This window comes from Moorena sp. SIO2C4 (assembly GCF_010672485.1).
GTDB classification, from domain to species: Bacteria; Cyanobacteriota; Cyanobacteriia; order Cyanobacteriales; family Coleofasciculaceae; genus Moorena; species Moorena producens.
In genome coordinates, this window is the sequence record NZ_JAAHGN010000062.1 from 1 (window position 1) to 14,694 (window position 14,694).

A 14,694-nucleotide genomic window follows, 5' to 3' on the forward strand; every position below is an offset into this window, starting at 1 on the left:
TAGAGCTTCCCTCAAAACCAGCTTTGTTATCTAACTCCGGAACTGTTATTTCCCCTAATTAGCAAACATCCCCAAATCCGCGAACATTTTTATCGTCAGGCCCAAGGGCAAAATTCCCTGCTGATGCCGTCGGAGAGTCCTTTGGCAGAAGCCGAGAAAGGGAGAGTGGGGGAAGTAGAAAGAGTAGCGGAGAAGAAAGACATCCCCACCTCAGGAGACGAAAAGCCCAAGCAAACCATTAGCAAAGCTTACTTTCCTAGCCCTACTCAAAAAGTTGGTCATTTGTGGCAGCGAGTGATCCGGCGCTATCCGTTTTTTGCCCAACAGAGTGGTTCTGACTGTGGTGCTGCCTGTCTGGTGATGATCGGTCGTTATTGGGGGAAACGATTCAGTGTTAATCGCTTGCGAGATATCTCCAATGCCGACCGTAATGGCGCTTCATTGCGGGGACTATCAGCGGCTGCGGAAAGTATTGGCTTTTCCACTCGACCGGTGAAAGCTAGTTTGGATCAACTGGCAAAACAACAGCTACCTGCTATTGTTCACTGGGAAGGAAAACACTTTATTGTTGTTTATGAAATTACCAACAAGCATGTGGTAATTGCTGACCCTGGTCTTGGTCAGAAAACTCTGAGCCACCAGGAATTCAAAGCAGATTGGACTGGTTATGCACTGCTACTGGAACCCACAGCAATCCTGAAGGATACCAAAGAAAGTAAGACCTCCTTCTGGCAATTTTTTGAGTTGGTCAAGCCTCACAGTGTCGTGTTGCTGGAGGTGTTTTTTGCTTCCCTGATGATCCAGATCTTTGGTCTGATTACACCGATATTTACCCAGATAATTTTAGACCGAGTGGTGGTGCAACGGAGCACCCTCACCCTAACTGCTGTGGGGTTAGGATTGCTGATGTTTACTATGTTTCGGGTTGCGATTACCGGGTTGCGGCAATATTTGCTTGACCACACCGCGAATAAGGTAGACCTAGCACTGATTGTCGGGTTTATCAGCCATACCTTGCGATTACCTTTGGGTTTCTTTGAGTCTCGTTTTGTGGGTGATATTACCTCCCGGATTCAGGAAAATCGTAAAATTGAGCGGTTTCTCACCGGTGAAGCGTTATCTATCCTGCTAGATTTACTAACAGTTTTTATCTATGTGGGTTTGATGTTTTGGTACAGTTGGAAGATGGCGCTGCTAATCTTAGTAATTGTGCCACCCTTTTTCCTGCTGGCGTTGATTTCTACACCCTTTTTAAAACGAATTTCTCGGGAAGTATTTCATGCGATCGCAAAAGAAAGTAGTTATCTGATTGAAGTCCTTTCTGGTGTCCGCACTGTCAAGTCTACAGCAGTTGAGCAAACCGTACGCTGGCATTGGGAAGAGTTATTAAATAAAGAAGTTAAAACTAACTTTTCTGGGCAGGTTATTAGCAATCGACTCCAGATTTTCAGCAATACCATCGAGGGGTTAGCCACTACCGCACTGCTTTGGTTTGGGGCATGGTTGGTGATTCAAAATCAGCTTACCATTGGGCAATTGGTCGCTTTTAATATGTTGCTGGGTCAAGTGATCACCCCTTTCAAGCGGATCACGGTACTGTGGAATGAATTTCAGGAAGTGGTGATTGCCATGGAGCGGATCAATGATGTGCTGGATTACCAACCAGAAGAAGATTTGCACCATCAGGCACGGCAATCATTACCTGAGTTGCGCGGTCACATTCGCTTTGATCAGGTCACCTTCCGCTATCACCCAGAAAGTGAGAGCAATGTTCTGGAAAATCTTAGTTTTGAGGTAAAACCAGGGCAAATGGTAGCCCTAGTGGGGCGCAGTGGTTCCGGGAAAAGCACGATTTCTAAGTTGATGTTGGGGCTGTATCTTCCTTCAGATGGGAAGGTGTTGATTGATGGGCAAGATATCACCAGTCTTTCCTTAGGCTCCTTGCGCCAGCAAATTGGTGTGGTGGATCAAGATACCTTTCTGTTTGGAGGAACAATTCGACAAAACATCGGTCTGGCTTATCCCTCAGCTAGCTTAGACGAAATTATCACAGCAGCAAAACTGGCCGGTGCCGATGAATTTATCCGAAAACTGCCCATGGGCTATGAAACCGAGATTGGGGAGGGAGGAGGGATGTTGTCTGGGGGACAGCGACAGCGTTTAGCCATTGCTCGCGCCCTGTTGGGAAATCCCCGCCTATTAATTTTCGATGAAGCCACCTCCCACCTGGATGCGGAATCCGAGCGGATTATTCAGACCAATCTCAATACCATTCTCAAAAACCGCACCACCCTAGTTATTGCTCACCGTCTTTCTACCGTACGCAAAGCTGACCTGATTTTAGTCCTGGATAGAGGCGTCTTGATTGAAAGCGGTACTCACGAAGACTTAATGGCAAAGCGAGGACATTATTTCTATCTCAATCAGCAGCAGTTATAGCGCTACGCGCAAGTCAGAAGTCAGAAGTCAGAAGTCAGAAGTCAGTAGGGTGTGGGGTTTGGGCTTTGGGCTTTGGGGTTTGGGAAAAAATCCGTTGATTACTCTTGCCTCTTGCCTTTTGCCTTTTGCCTATTCCCGATTCCCGATTCCCGATTCCCGATTCCCTTTTCCAATCAACTATGTTCACAACTCAAATGGAAATACTGCTATGCCTGAAAATCATACATTGAATGGACATAGTCCTACTCAAACTATTCCAGACCAGGGTCCCTATCAGGAGTTACTCACCCAAGAAACGACTCCTCAACCTAGGAATAATCAACGACTCCAGGGTCATGAATGGTCTTATGCTACTAAGGAACTGCTTGATACATTACCCCAGGTTTGGACAAGGGGATTACTGTATTTTTTGATAGTATTTATCGGTATTGCCTTACCTTGGGCGATATTCGCTCAGGTAGATGAGACGGGGAAAGCTAGAGGAAGATTGGAACCTACGGGGGAAACCATCAAACTTGATGCGCCAGTAGCAGGAACCGTAGCAGCAATTAAGGTCAAAGAAGGGGAATTGGTAACGGCTGGTCAAACCTTACTAGAACTGGAATCGGAGTTAGTTAGCACTGAACTTCAGCAGGAACAAAAAAAATTAGAAGGGCAACAGAATCGCCTGAATCAATTAGAGGTGCTGAAAAACCAATTGATACTGGCTCTGCGTACCCAGGAGCAACAAAACCAAGCTCAAGAGTTAGAAAAACAGGCGCAAGTCGAGCAAGCACGGCAGAATCTGGAAGCCTTCAAGTTCGCCTACAGTTTACAAAAGGAAGAACTATTGGCACAAATAGATCAAGCACGGCAGGCTATTGAATCTAGCAAGGTTTCCTATGAATTAGAAACCATTCGTTTAGAAAGTGCTGAGGAAAGAATTCCCCGTTACCAAAACGCTTATGAAGAGGGGGTTTTGTCCAAAGAACGCTTTTTAGAGGTGCAACAGTCAGCTAAAGAAGCCCAGAAAACTATAATCAGAACTGAATTAGAAATAAAACAAGCTCAGTCTCGCCTTAAAGAGCAACAAGGTACTTATCAAAAGACGATTCATCAAGCCTCTGCTGATATTAAACAATCTCGCCTGCGCTTGCAAGAGCAAGAACGTAGTTATAAAACTTTAGTTCATTCTGGTAAGCTAGCTTTACTAAAAAGTGAGGAACAACTGAAGAATATAGAAACCCAAATTACTACCCTCAAAGCAGAAGCATCTCAGACTAAAAGTCAGATTAAATCCTTGGAATTTCAGTTAAATCAAAGGATGTTAGCGGCCCCGATCGAGGGAATCGTGTTTCAGTCACCGATTAAAAGTGCCGGGGCTGTGGTGCAACCTGGAGACACTATAGTCGAGATTGCTCCACAAGAGTCCTTCCTTTCCCTGCGAGCCCAGATCGCTATTTCAGAAAGTGGCTCCTTACGGGAAGGAATGGCAGTAAAAATGAAGTTTGATGCTTATCCGTTTCAAGATTATGGAGTAGTAGAAGGAAAGGTAATCAAAATTTCTCCAACCTCCAAGGTGACGGAAACGGAGCAGGGTAAAGTGCCTACCTATGACCTAGAAATTAAACTCAATAAAACTTGTATGCCCACACCAAAGGAATGTATTGCTCTCCGCCCAGGGGACACGGCAACAGCAGAAGTTATTGTCCGGCAGCGTCGGATTATGGATTTAGTTCTGGATCCATTTAAGAAGTTACAGCAGGGGGGTTTGGAATTGTAGCGCTGTGGGGAGTGTAGGAGCTGTGAGGAGTTGGACAGAATCAGCGACTGCATCAACACAATGAGCAAAAATGCTATATGTAACAGTTTTCTCTCCCATGAGGAAGGGATCCCCCTAAATCCCCCTTAATAAGGGGGACTTTGAGGCTATGAAGCGTACCTCATCAATGGGATCAACGCGCTTATAACATTTCTCATAGTAATGAAGTACACAAGATTTTTTCCCTCTTGCCTATTGCCTATTGCCTATTGCCTATTGCCTACTCCCTACTCCCTGCTCCCTACTCCCTACTCCCTGCTCCCTACTCCCTATTCCCTATTCCCTGTTCCCTATTCCCTTACTGTCCAATCAACAATTACCAATAAATAATCATGTTACCAGCTATTACGATTACCACGGAAGATATTTTTAACCAAGTTAAACTAACCTGCCAAATCCCTGACATGATTGAAGGGATTGTTACCCGCAAGATTATTGCGGCTACTGCGGAAAGTGCTGGCATCGGTGTAGAAATTGAAGAGCTTCAAAAGGCAGCAGACCAATTCCGGTTAATGAACAAACTTGAGAATTCAGAAGACACTTGGGCATGGCTGCAACAACACAGTATGTCTTTAGATGATTTTGAAGAGATAGTGTATACTAATTTGATAGCTGGTAAGGTAGTTCAACATCTGTTTGCGGATAAGGTTGAACCCTATTTCTTTGAACATCAGCTCGATTATGCTGCTGCAGTGATTTACGAAGTCGTTTTAGATGATAAAGACCTAGCCATGGAACTGTTTTATGCCCTGGATGAAGGGGAGACAAGTTTCTATGAGATTGCTCACGAATACATCGAGGATATTGAGTTACGGCGCTCTGGAGGATATCGGGGAATAGTTAAGCGTCAGGAGTTTAAGGCGGAAATTTCTGCTGCTGTCTTTGCTGCTGAGCCGCCACAGTTGCTGAAGCCGATTGTTAGTTCTAAGGGAGTGCATCTAATTTTGGTTGAGGAGATTGTTAAATCGGAATTGGATGAGAAGTTGCGGTCTGAGATTATGTCTGATTTGTTTACTGGGTGGTTGAAGGGAGAGATTGGGTAAGTTGAAGTTGTTAAGGAAATTGAAGCCAGTAGCTTAAGTTCTAAGTCTTAACTCCAACTTTTAAATTAATACTGACTGTACTAGTTTTCATGTCTAGTTATTAATTTACTGTCACACCGTTGGTTACATCCAATGGTGTGTAGATATCTTCAGAGCCAGGATTGAGGTAGGGACGCTCTAGGTCAATCCCCATCTGCTCAAAGTGTTGAATTATATATTTCATTCGAGCTTCTGGGGATTCATCACCGTTTTGATGGGCTTCCAGCAAGGCATTGGCAACAATTTGGCAGCGGTTCATTCCAAGATTTTCAAAAAGTATAAATTGCTGTTGAGGTGATTCTGCTAAACTCAGCCCTGGCGCAAGCGCCTTAGTGAATAAGGGAACTTGAGTTTGAAAATTAGGTTGGCTTTCGGAGTAAACAGCCTGTAATACTTGCCGAATCAAATTGTAGTTATCCCGACGAAATATAAGAAATCCTGAGTCATAGCGCCCGTAGTTATAAGGATTGTAAGAGACTAGAAAGTTGAAGGAAACTTTGGCTGCATTCAATCCTGTGGTCAAATTTTTCATGACAGTAACTGCACCTTCAGGACTGAAGTTAAAGTAAACAAATACTGATGGACTCTCAGGATAAATGCCTACGTCTCCAATTGCATTATAGAACCCACGCTCAATGGTACTAGATGGGCACCAGACTGCTACTAGATCGCCGACAGCAGGCAAGGGATCTGCTAATTCAAGATCGCGAGATGGCTGAATGTGTAGAGTAACACCTAAACGTTCTACTGCCAGACTGCCATCAGTTTCCTGTCTGAGTACCCGATGACCTGGGATAAAGGTACCTTTTCCTGTATTGTTATCGTGGAGTTGTTGATAGAATTCCCAGTCTATTTCAAAAGCTGTGTTTTTTGAGCCAATTTGATAATCTTTCTTAACTGCTTGTTTTTTTTCTAATCCAAGTAAGCCACTGTAGTAAATGTCATAGATCAAGTTGCATAGGAGTGAGCTAAGGTACTTATCCTGAACCTCCTGAGGTAGTTTTTGAAGCTGTTTTATGACATCATCTATAATTGGTGGAGATTCGTAATTATGATAGCTGACCAAAAAAACAGAAGGTTTAACTTTAACGTTACTAGCAATATCCTGAAGTATTTGGAGTAGTTCCATAACAGTTGATATTAATTTGATAAAATAATTGACTACAATCAACTAAAGTAATTCATATTCTTTGATACCAAAAACAGATTTAAATGATTCTTCTGGCTGACAGATCAGACTTTTTGCTAATTGAAGCAGACAAATGCTTTGATTATTGAAGCCTGAAAAAGACTGAATCATTGCTATAATTTTGTAGATTAAGGCAAGACCAGAAAACTGAATTACTCGCTTAGTAAATTCAGGACAGTCTTCTAAAACTTTGGGAAAACTACTAAGATAAACTCTAGTCAAGGCAACAACTGAAGGTTGAATAATCTCTAAAGGTATTGTGGCTAGCTGGAGAGATTTATTCAATTCAATATCAGGATGCACAATTAAGCTGTTAAGCCACAATAAAAAATAGCCAGCTATCGCTGTTCCTAAATCAAAGGCTGGATCGCCCCAGCTACAGTCCTCCCAGTTAATCATTTTTGCAAAACTCTGCTCAGACTTATTGGATTTAGATAAAAGTTCCTCCCAGTGCCATGGAATTAAAATATTATTTAACAGAGGTTTGTTGTGGGTTAGGCAATAGTGACTATGCTCAAGTACAAGCTTTTTGACTGCTGTTCTCAACCATTCATGCCCTTGATATAAATTAATAAACTTATAAGTTTCTGGGGGCGAATTGAAGAAAGTTTCAGGGTCTAATCGGTCTTCTAGATAAACAGGATAAGGAAACTGGTAGCGAAATTTTGCTTCAACAGTCTGATTCATGAAATCGCAACAATTGTGAGAATTTAGAGTGTCACGATGTAGAGCTGCTAAAGTAAAGCCAACTAATTCTGCAATTTTGATTGGAAATATTTTTTGATTGTTGTAATAACTTTCCAAGTCAATATAATCCTTTGGATATTTATAAATCATGATCGAATTGGTTTTATTAAAATAGGATATTTCTGGATATAGCGAGATAATATAACTCAAATCTGGACAAGAATTAAAAAATCTATAGAGCTGCCATTCATTGTCAATTTTGTTAGTGGTATCACTATTGTGGTGATGAATATCCTGTTTAACAACTAGCTGGCAATCACTTATTAGGACGATCTTCCAATTACTGTTACCTTGAAACTCAATACTCATTGATTCTAGGTCTTGTTCTGAGAATAGTCCAGTATCAATTAAGTATTGAGATAGATTTTTTGAGCATAGCTTAATTGTCACAAATAGTCTCCTTTCTTTTTAATTTATACATTTTTTTGATAAGCTTGAATAAAAAAAATGGGAGTAATGATACTGATAAGGCATCAAACTCCCAATATAGATCAAAGTTTCCTAGGCAAACTACTATGTGTAATTAGTTACCGCCAGGGCTTTGCTGAACTGAGGGATGAATTCTTGAAAGCGATAGCCTCTGCATTGCCTCCTAAATCCCCATAGCATAATTGGGGGATTTAGACAGTTTTGTTACCCCCAGGTTGGCTCCAGGCAGGCAAAATGATACCGTCATTAAGCTAGAAACTAGAAACTAGAACTTGCTTAAAAGCAAGGTTTGTGACTGGACATGCGGTTTTTACTTCACTCTTCACGATAATCTTGCTACTGCGAGCGCCACCAATTATTTGTCCAAGATCATCACTACTCAGTTCATTCATAAAACCTTCAGAATCAGCAAACAATTCAGCGCCAGCAGGTTTGATGTTCTTAACTTCGATGTTAGCCATTTGAGTTTTGCTCCAATAATGAATTTGTGTTGTTGATCAGGAATCAATTAGTAATTTTTGATTCCTATTTTTATCCTATTAAAATTAATTTAGTCTGTCTAGGATTTTTATAGCTTATTGATGCTAAACCAAAAACACTTTTGTCACTAAATTAGATGTAGTTACCTACTGCTAAACCTATTCATAGCTCACAATTAACCTTTACCATTATTCTGATACTTAACCTCTCTCTAATTTAGTGAATCAACTAAACTAGTTATGTCCACAAAACTAGTGAAGCTGAGAAAAAACATAAAAAATAGTCCAAGACTACTCTTGGACTAAAAGACTAAGATTAGTTTCTACCAGTAATTGGTTAAGGCACTTTCGTCCTAGGTTGATACAGTCAACATTTACCCTATTATAATTAAATTAATAAAGGAATTGGATTACCCCCTACCGGATCCACTGGGAAAGACTTGACGGGGATTACCTCAAACCCAGCATCCAGAATTCCAGAGTAGTTTGCGATCGCCTCCAAGGCATTGGAGCAGGGAACAGAGAGCAGGGAGTAGGGAGTAGGGAGTAGGGAGTAGGAAGCAGGGAGCAGGGAGTAGCTGACAAGGGTAGGTTTTTTACTTTGGAGATAGGTAATAGGTAATAGGTAATAGGTAATAGGTAATAGGGAATGGGGAATGGGGAATGGGGAATGGGGAATGGGGAATGGGGAATGGGTAATCGGAACCCACCCCTAACCCCGACCAGGAGGGGAAGAGCGGGAGATGGGTCGGTAATCGGTGGAAATTCTGGGAGATTTTCCGACAGACATATTTGGCGAAATTTCAACAAGAGTGCCAGTACGTAGTCGCCCAAATGTAAAAAACCTACCCAAGTGAGGCAGGGAGTAGGGAGTAGGGAATAAAAATTATCACAATTAATTTAGGATTGCTATAGGAATCAATTAGTAATTTTTGATCTCTGTTTGAATCATACTTGGATTAATTGAGTTGGTTTAGTTTTTTTTATTTTATTGATGTCATAAGTAAACCTTTTTTTTTAGGCTCTACCGAACTGGCTATGTAAAACTTTGAAAAACTAATTATTATAATCCTTATGGGGCGGGAGTTTTAGTTCTTGATAAAATGATTTATTATAAATATAATACCCAATCATATTTAGTGGTAATTTCAGCGTTTTTATGCATACTAGGTTCGGTAGATCCAAAAAAGGTTTAATTTTTGATTACTTCGACTAAGAGAAATTTAATGATGTGTAAATATCTTCAGAATTGGCATTCAGATAAACACGCTCCAAGTCAATCCCCAGCCTAGAAAATTGCCCAAGGATAGCCTTCATCCTTCCTTCAGTGGAATCATCCCCTTGATGCCAAGCTTCCAACAACCCATTGGCCACAATCTGACAGCGATTCATGCCAAAGCTTTCCTGTTCGGCAAATTTTTGGTCTGGTTCTTCTGCTAACCCCAAACCTGGTGCTAGCTCCATGGTAAATAGGGGAACATCTGGCTGAAAATGAGATTGGTGCTCTGTATAAACAGTCTTTAAAACTCCCTCAACAGCGTCATAGTTACGCTTATCAAAGTAGAGTACCCCCGAATCGTGTCGTTCGTAGTCCTTGGGATTGTACAAAACTTTAAAGTGGAACGGAATTTCCATGTCGTTCAGCTGTTGGGTTAAGCTACCCATTACGGCAACTGCACCGTCAGGAGTCAAGTTGAAGTAAATTCGCACAGTCACTGACTGGTCTGTTTGCGGACGATTTGCTTCTAGATTGCCAACGGCCATATAAAAGCCATTTTGCACCAAATTCTTAGGCATACGGATTGCTACTGAATCCCCGACGGTGGCAGATTGCTGGGATGCTGGCAGATGCTGCTCCCGTTCAATATGCAGCCTCAATCCTCCCTTAGTCACAGCCAAAGTGCCATCACTTTCTTCTCTGAGAACAGACCAACCAGGGTCAAAGTAGCCTTTGCCACTATTGCTGTCGTGGAGTCGCTGATAAAATCCCACATCTACTCCCAGGATGGTATTGTTCTCTAGGTCTAGTGGCGCAGCTTCAGTATCTGCTTCCGGTGCGAGAGTATCTCGCATTGAGCCATTGTAATAAATACCATAGAGAAAACTCCGCAGTTGCAGACTGATATATTTTTGCTGCATCTCTTCGGGCATCCGTTGAAAACGTTCCACAGCTTCGGCTGGAATTTCCAACGGTTTGTAATCTGAATGGTGAATAGAGAAGTCTGATTGGATTTTTACTTTGTTAACAATATCGTCTAGAACATCTAGTAATTGCTGATTGGCGACTTGGGATAGTTGAATTTCTCTAGAATCAAGTAGTTGGATCATGCTTTGGTAGGGAGTAGGGAGTAGGGAGTAGGGAGTAGGGAGTAGGGAGTAGGGAGTAGGGAAAAAATCCTGTGTACCTCATAGCTATGAAAAACGCTATAAGTGTCTTAAACAGCGGAAGGACTGAGTTGAATTAATTCAGCAATAGCAGGGCCAAAAATTGTGGGCATGGATTTTTCTGGACGACACAACAAGGTCTTGGCAACCTGAAGCATGGCAATCCCGGCATTACCAAAGGATTTTTGGTACTCAATCATCGCCCGAATCCGTTGAATCAAACCAAAACCGGTAAATTGCACTGCTGTCCGCAAAAAATCAGGTCGGTGTTCTAAAATTTCTGGAAAGGTTTCAAAATACCCTTTAGTTAGGGCAGCAATGGAAGGCTGGAGCTGTTCCAAGGGGGTCATGGCTAAACCTAGGGATTCTTCAATACTTAAAGATTTACTGATAACTAGGCTACTCAGCCAGATTTGGACATAGCTACTGATCAGTGTTCCTAAATCAAACCCTGGGTCTCCCCAACTACAGCGCTCCCAATCAATTAGCCTGACAATGCTGGTACTCTCATGCTCCCAATCTTGGTGCAGAAGGATATTATTTAGCTTTAGGTCATTGTGGGTCAGACAGCAGGGGGCAAAACCATTGCCTAGTTGTGCGATCGCTTGCCCTAAACTATCGTATCGTTGATAAAGGGCAAAGAATTTCAGCCCGTCAGCAGGTACCGCACCAAAAATCTCCGGACCAATTCGTTCTAAACTGTTAACTAATCTAGGCACTTGGTCAGTGGTTATATTATCGGTTTCACTACAGAATAAATCTTGATAGTCTTTACGATTAAATGTATGATGATGGATTTTTCCTAAAAGGGTGCCGATGGTGGCAGCAACCTCTGGAGGAAAGATATTTTCCTTGGCGTAGAAATCCATTAAATCCCGATAGTCATCGAGATAGCGGAAAACCATAATGGAATTCTCACCATCAAAATGCAGCACCTCTGGTATCAAAGAGCGGAGGTTAGCAAGTTCTGGAAATTGCTGTAAGAATTCTTGAATTCGCCATTCATTCAAAAACTCACCAGCGGCTTTCCCTTCCTGGTTATGTCGCTCCTGCTTTACGAGCAGCTTATGACCATCTGGAAAGGTCAGCAATAAGTTAAAGTTCTTGGCTTCCAGTGGCTCAATTTTACTGAGAGCTTGCTCGGAGGGATTGCATAAACCACGAGCAGCTAGATAGTCAAAAACATTATGAGAGTTTAATATGAATGTCATAATTAGGGAACAGGGAACAGGGAACAGGGAACAGGGTAAAAATAGGTGTTTAAAACCTTATTAATAGGAAAAATACTATATTCAGTAGTATAGGTAAAAAGAAAGTTATTCTGCCAATTATTTCTGCTTAAAAACAGACGCAACTAAAACTTTTATGTCCCTAAACTATTCAGGGTAAGTGTGGTAAATGTGATCAATGTGGGAAATGTGGGAAATGTGGGAAATGTGGGAAATGTGGGAAGTGTGGGGAGGGTCGGGAGATAGCGAGATAGCGAGATAGCGAGATGGGGAAAGGGTGCATCTCATATTTGTAAAAAAGATCGGGAGTGTGGGGCGGGGGCGCGGGGCGGGGGCGCGGGGAGTGTGAGGAGTGTGGGAATTTTCTCCCGAATTTTTGCCTAATTGCAAAAGCGATGCAGTGGCCTCACGGGGGTTTCCCCCAAGACCGCTCTGCATCGCTGCTCCCTACTCCCTAGTCCCTGTTCCCTGCTTCCTATTCCATTTGCTCTATAACTAAACTAGTTATGTCATCAAAATATTTAAAAAGAATAGAAAATTATAGAGGTCTGGGTTTTATGATTTATTTGTAAATTATGTAGACTACGGTTGCTGGATAAAATGACATTGGTGACCGAAAATTAAGGATAATTTTCACTTTATTCTGGTAAATCTATGCTTTGAGTATCACAGGCTGATGTATGCGATCGCATTCGTTTTATGATTCTAATGTATGCGATCGCATTCGTTTTATGATTCTAATGTATGCCTTCCCGTAGTGGCTCTGTTCGCGTAGCGTGGCCTTTGGCCTTAAGAGCATCGCGTTTGTTGATGGTAAGCCTTCAGCGGTCAGCCGTCAGCCGTCAGCCTTTAGGTGATAGCTGTTCGCGTTCGCGGAGCGTGGCCAAAGGCCAAGCGTGCGCGTAGCGCATATGCTGATAACTGAATGCTGATAGCTGAATGCTGATAGCTGACGGCTGATAGCTGACGGCTGATAGCTGACGGCTGATAGCTGACAGTCCTATTATGCTTACCTAAGATTATGACAGTTGATGGTCCTATTCAATACTGGTTTGAGCTCAGGACCAGTGGGATAAGGCACCAACTCCACAATTCCATCCTGATTAATGATCCATCCTTGAGCTTCAATAATTGGTGGCTTTTTCGCTGTCACTTGAGGTTCCTGATTGGGTTTTTTCCCCCGATTGCGAGCAGCCCGATACAATTGACGCCTGGTTGCTGAGAAATCTCGCCAATCTATCCAAATGGTTTCACCTTTGAGGGGGTCAGTGGGGTCAGTGGGTAAGCCCCCTCGTCCAAGCAGAGCAAATCCATTCTGCTCATCATCGGTGCTACAGCCTGTGGCAATGAGTAGACCGGTATCGATGATAGTTGCTGGTAATGGGATTAATCCCAGGTTTTGAGTTGGGTCTGGGTTGCTAATGTTGATTTGACCATCAATACCAAATTCAGAACTGGCAGTAATCTGGCTATCTGGAGACAGAAACAGACCTTGAGTAGTGATTTGAATATTACCGCCAGGACCAAATATGGCGTTGGCTGCGATGTTACTATTTTCTACAACCACTACAAAATCACTATTAATCTTAATATCACCGCCACCACCATTACTGTCATTAACGCTGGTACTAATGGCGCTTTGGTTTGAAAGGAACAGTAAGTCACTAGTAAGTTTAATATCACCACCGCCGCTAAGCTCAGAAGTGGCAGTGATTTGCCCTCGATTACTGGTGATTTGATTAGCGGAAATATCAATATTGCCTCCTCCCGCCGAGAAATTGGATGCGGTAATACCACCACCATTGGGAGTGTCCGCTCCGCTGTTAGAAAGCTCGATCGAGTTTGCCACAATCTCAATATCCCCAGCTTGGCCTTGCCCTGGTGCTAGGAGGTTATTGCTTTGGAAGTTACTGACACTGATCGTTGCTCCATCTCGGATACTTAACTGATCAGTGAAGACCTCTAATTTACCGCCATTACCACTACCTGCGATCGCATTCGCCAATAATCCGCTGGCACCTAGGTCTGATCTCCCAATCAGTTCTATCTCCTGTGCCTGAACTCTCAAGGTTCCCCCATCCCCTTCGCCTCTGGTAATGGTTGCCACTTGAGCCCCATCCACCAAGCGCAACCGTTCGGTTTCAAGGGTCAGCTCACCCCCTGTACCTATGGCCTCTAATTCCACATTGGCAAATATAGCGCTAGCAAAATTCGTGGCGGTACCAATTAATTCGACGTCTGTTGCGTTTACCTCTATAGAACCAGCATCCCCTTCACCAAAGGTAGTCGCTGCAATCTGAGCCCCATCACTCAGCCGCAAGCGTTCGGTGTCAATGGTCAATTTACCCCCATTCCCGATGGCTTCTCGTCGGACTTCTGTAAATAAGCCACTGGCTAATTCCTGTGGTGAGGTACCAATTAATTCGATGTCTGTTGCGTTTACCTCTATAGAACCGGCATTTCCTTTACCAAAGGTATTAGCTTCAATCTGAGCGCCATCACTGAGCCGCAAGCTCTCGGTGTTAATAGTCAATTTGCCCCCATTCCCGATGGCTTCTCGTCGCACGTCTGTAAATAAGCCACTGGGTAATCCCTGTGGTGAGGTACCACTCAATTGCAAATCGATTGCCTTTACGGTTAAAGAACCTGCATCCCCTTCACCACGGGTAATTGCTGAGATCTGGGCTCCATCAACCAGTCCCAAGCGCTCGGTGTTAATGGTCAATTTACCCCCATTCCCGATCGCGTCTGGTTCCACATTGGCTAACAGAGCGGTGGGTAATCCTTCGGTTGACGTACCACTCAATTGCAGATCGATTGCCTGTACGGTTAAAGAACCGGCATCCCCTTCACCAAAGGTATTAGCTGCAATCTGAGCCCCATCAGTTAGCCGCAAGCGTTCGGTGTTAATGGA

At 43.0% G+C, this 14,694-nt stretch carries 11 protein-coding genes and 1 pseudogene; 5 read left to right on the top strand and 7 right to left on the bottom strand.

The features are described 5' to 3' along the window. The first annotated feature begins 201 nt into the window (after positions 1-201). The 4 genes from F6K20_RS05780 (at position 202) to F6K20_RS05795 (ending at position 5,283) form a co-directional block, all read left to right on the top strand. Positions 202-2,439, top strand: a complete 2,238-nt coding sequence (locus tag F6K20_RS05780; RefSeq protein ID WP_502708816.1) for a peptidase domain-containing ABC transporter — start codon at positions 202-204, stop codon at positions 2,437-2,439. Between the two features lie 208 nt (positions 2,440-2,647). Beyond that, positions 2,648-4,201, top strand: coding sequence for a beta-barrel domain-containing protein (locus tag F6K20_RS05785; RefSeq protein ID WP_502708817.1), 1,554 nt, complete (start codon positions 2,648-2,650; stop codon positions 4,199-4,201). A 201-nt stretch (positions 4,202-4,402) separates the two neighbouring features. Then, positions 4,403-4,570: a hypothetical protein gene (locus tag F6K20_RS05790; RefSeq protein WP_287294059.1), complete on the top strand. Its 168-nt coding sequence runs from the start codon at positions 4,403-4,405 to the stop codon at positions 4,568-4,570. A 2-nt stretch (positions 4,571-4,572) separates the two neighbouring features. Continuing rightward, positions 4,573-5,283 carry a peptidylprolyl isomerase gene (locus tag F6K20_RS05795; protein WP_287294062.1) on the top strand — a complete coding sequence of 237 codons (711 nt, stop codon included), beginning with the start codon at positions 4,573-4,575 and terminating at the stop codon, positions 5,281-5,283. A gap of 100 nt (positions 5,284-5,383) precedes the next feature. Here the strand turns inward: F6K20_RS05795 and F6K20_RS05800 are convergent, their stop codons facing one another. The 6 genes from F6K20_RS05800 to F6K20_RS05825 all read right to left on the bottom strand — a co-directional run bounded on the left by F6K20_RS05800 (position 5,384) and on the right by F6K20_RS05825 (position 11,762). Then, entirely contained in the window at positions 5,384-6,451 is a 1,068-nt protein-coding gene (locus tag F6K20_RS05800) for a T3SS effector HopA1 family protein (protein WP_287294064.1), read from the bottom strand. Between the two features lie 42 nt (positions 6,452-6,493). Further along, on the bottom strand, positions 6,494-7,648 hold the full coding sequence (locus tag F6K20_RS05805; RefSeq protein WP_287294067.1) for a phosphotransferase family protein: 1,155 nt from the start codon (positions 7,646-7,648) through the stop codon (positions 6,494-6,496). Positions 7,649-7,938: 290 nt separating this feature from the next. Then, the gene (locus F6K20_RS05810; RefSeq protein WP_287294070.1) at positions 7,939-8,148 is read right to left on the bottom strand and encodes a hypothetical protein; all 210 of its coding nucleotides are present in this window, start codon (positions 8,146-8,148) and stop codon (positions 7,939-7,941) included. 468 nt (positions 8,149-8,616) lie between these two features. Then, a complete protein-coding gene (locus F6K20_RS05815; RefSeq protein ID WP_131827006.1) occupies positions 8,617-9,000 on the bottom strand; it encodes a hypothetical protein in 384 nt (127 codons plus the stop codon). Between the two features lie 378 nt (positions 9,001-9,378). Beyond that, on the bottom strand, positions 9,379-10,494 hold the full coding sequence (locus F6K20_RS05820) for a T3SS effector HopA1 family protein (RefSeq protein WP_008178764.1): 1,116 nt from the start codon (positions 10,492-10,494) through the stop codon (positions 9,379-9,381). Positions 10,495-10,601: 107 nt separating this feature from the next. Continuing rightward, the gene (locus F6K20_RS05825; RefSeq protein WP_008178765.1) at positions 10,602-11,762 is read right to left on the bottom strand and encodes a phosphotransferase family protein; all 1,161 of its coding nucleotides are present in this window, start codon (positions 11,760-11,762) and stop codon (positions 10,602-10,604) included. Positions 11,763-12,524: 762 nt separating this feature from the next. On the opposite strand from F6K20_RS05825, the gene F6K20_RS05830 reads away from it, so the two are divergent. Continuing rightward, positions 12,525-12,686 (top strand): hypothetical protein, encoded by a 162-nt coding sequence (locus F6K20_RS05830; RefSeq protein WP_154659656.1) that lies wholly within the window; start codon positions 12,525-12,527, stop codon positions 12,684-12,686. Positions 12,687-12,789: 103 nt separating this feature from the next. On the opposite strand, the pseudogene F6K20_RS05835 reads toward F6K20_RS05830, so the two are convergent. Further along, positions 12,790-14,694: pseudogene (locus tag F6K20_RS05835) on the bottom strand (hypothetical protein); the annotation flags it as partial.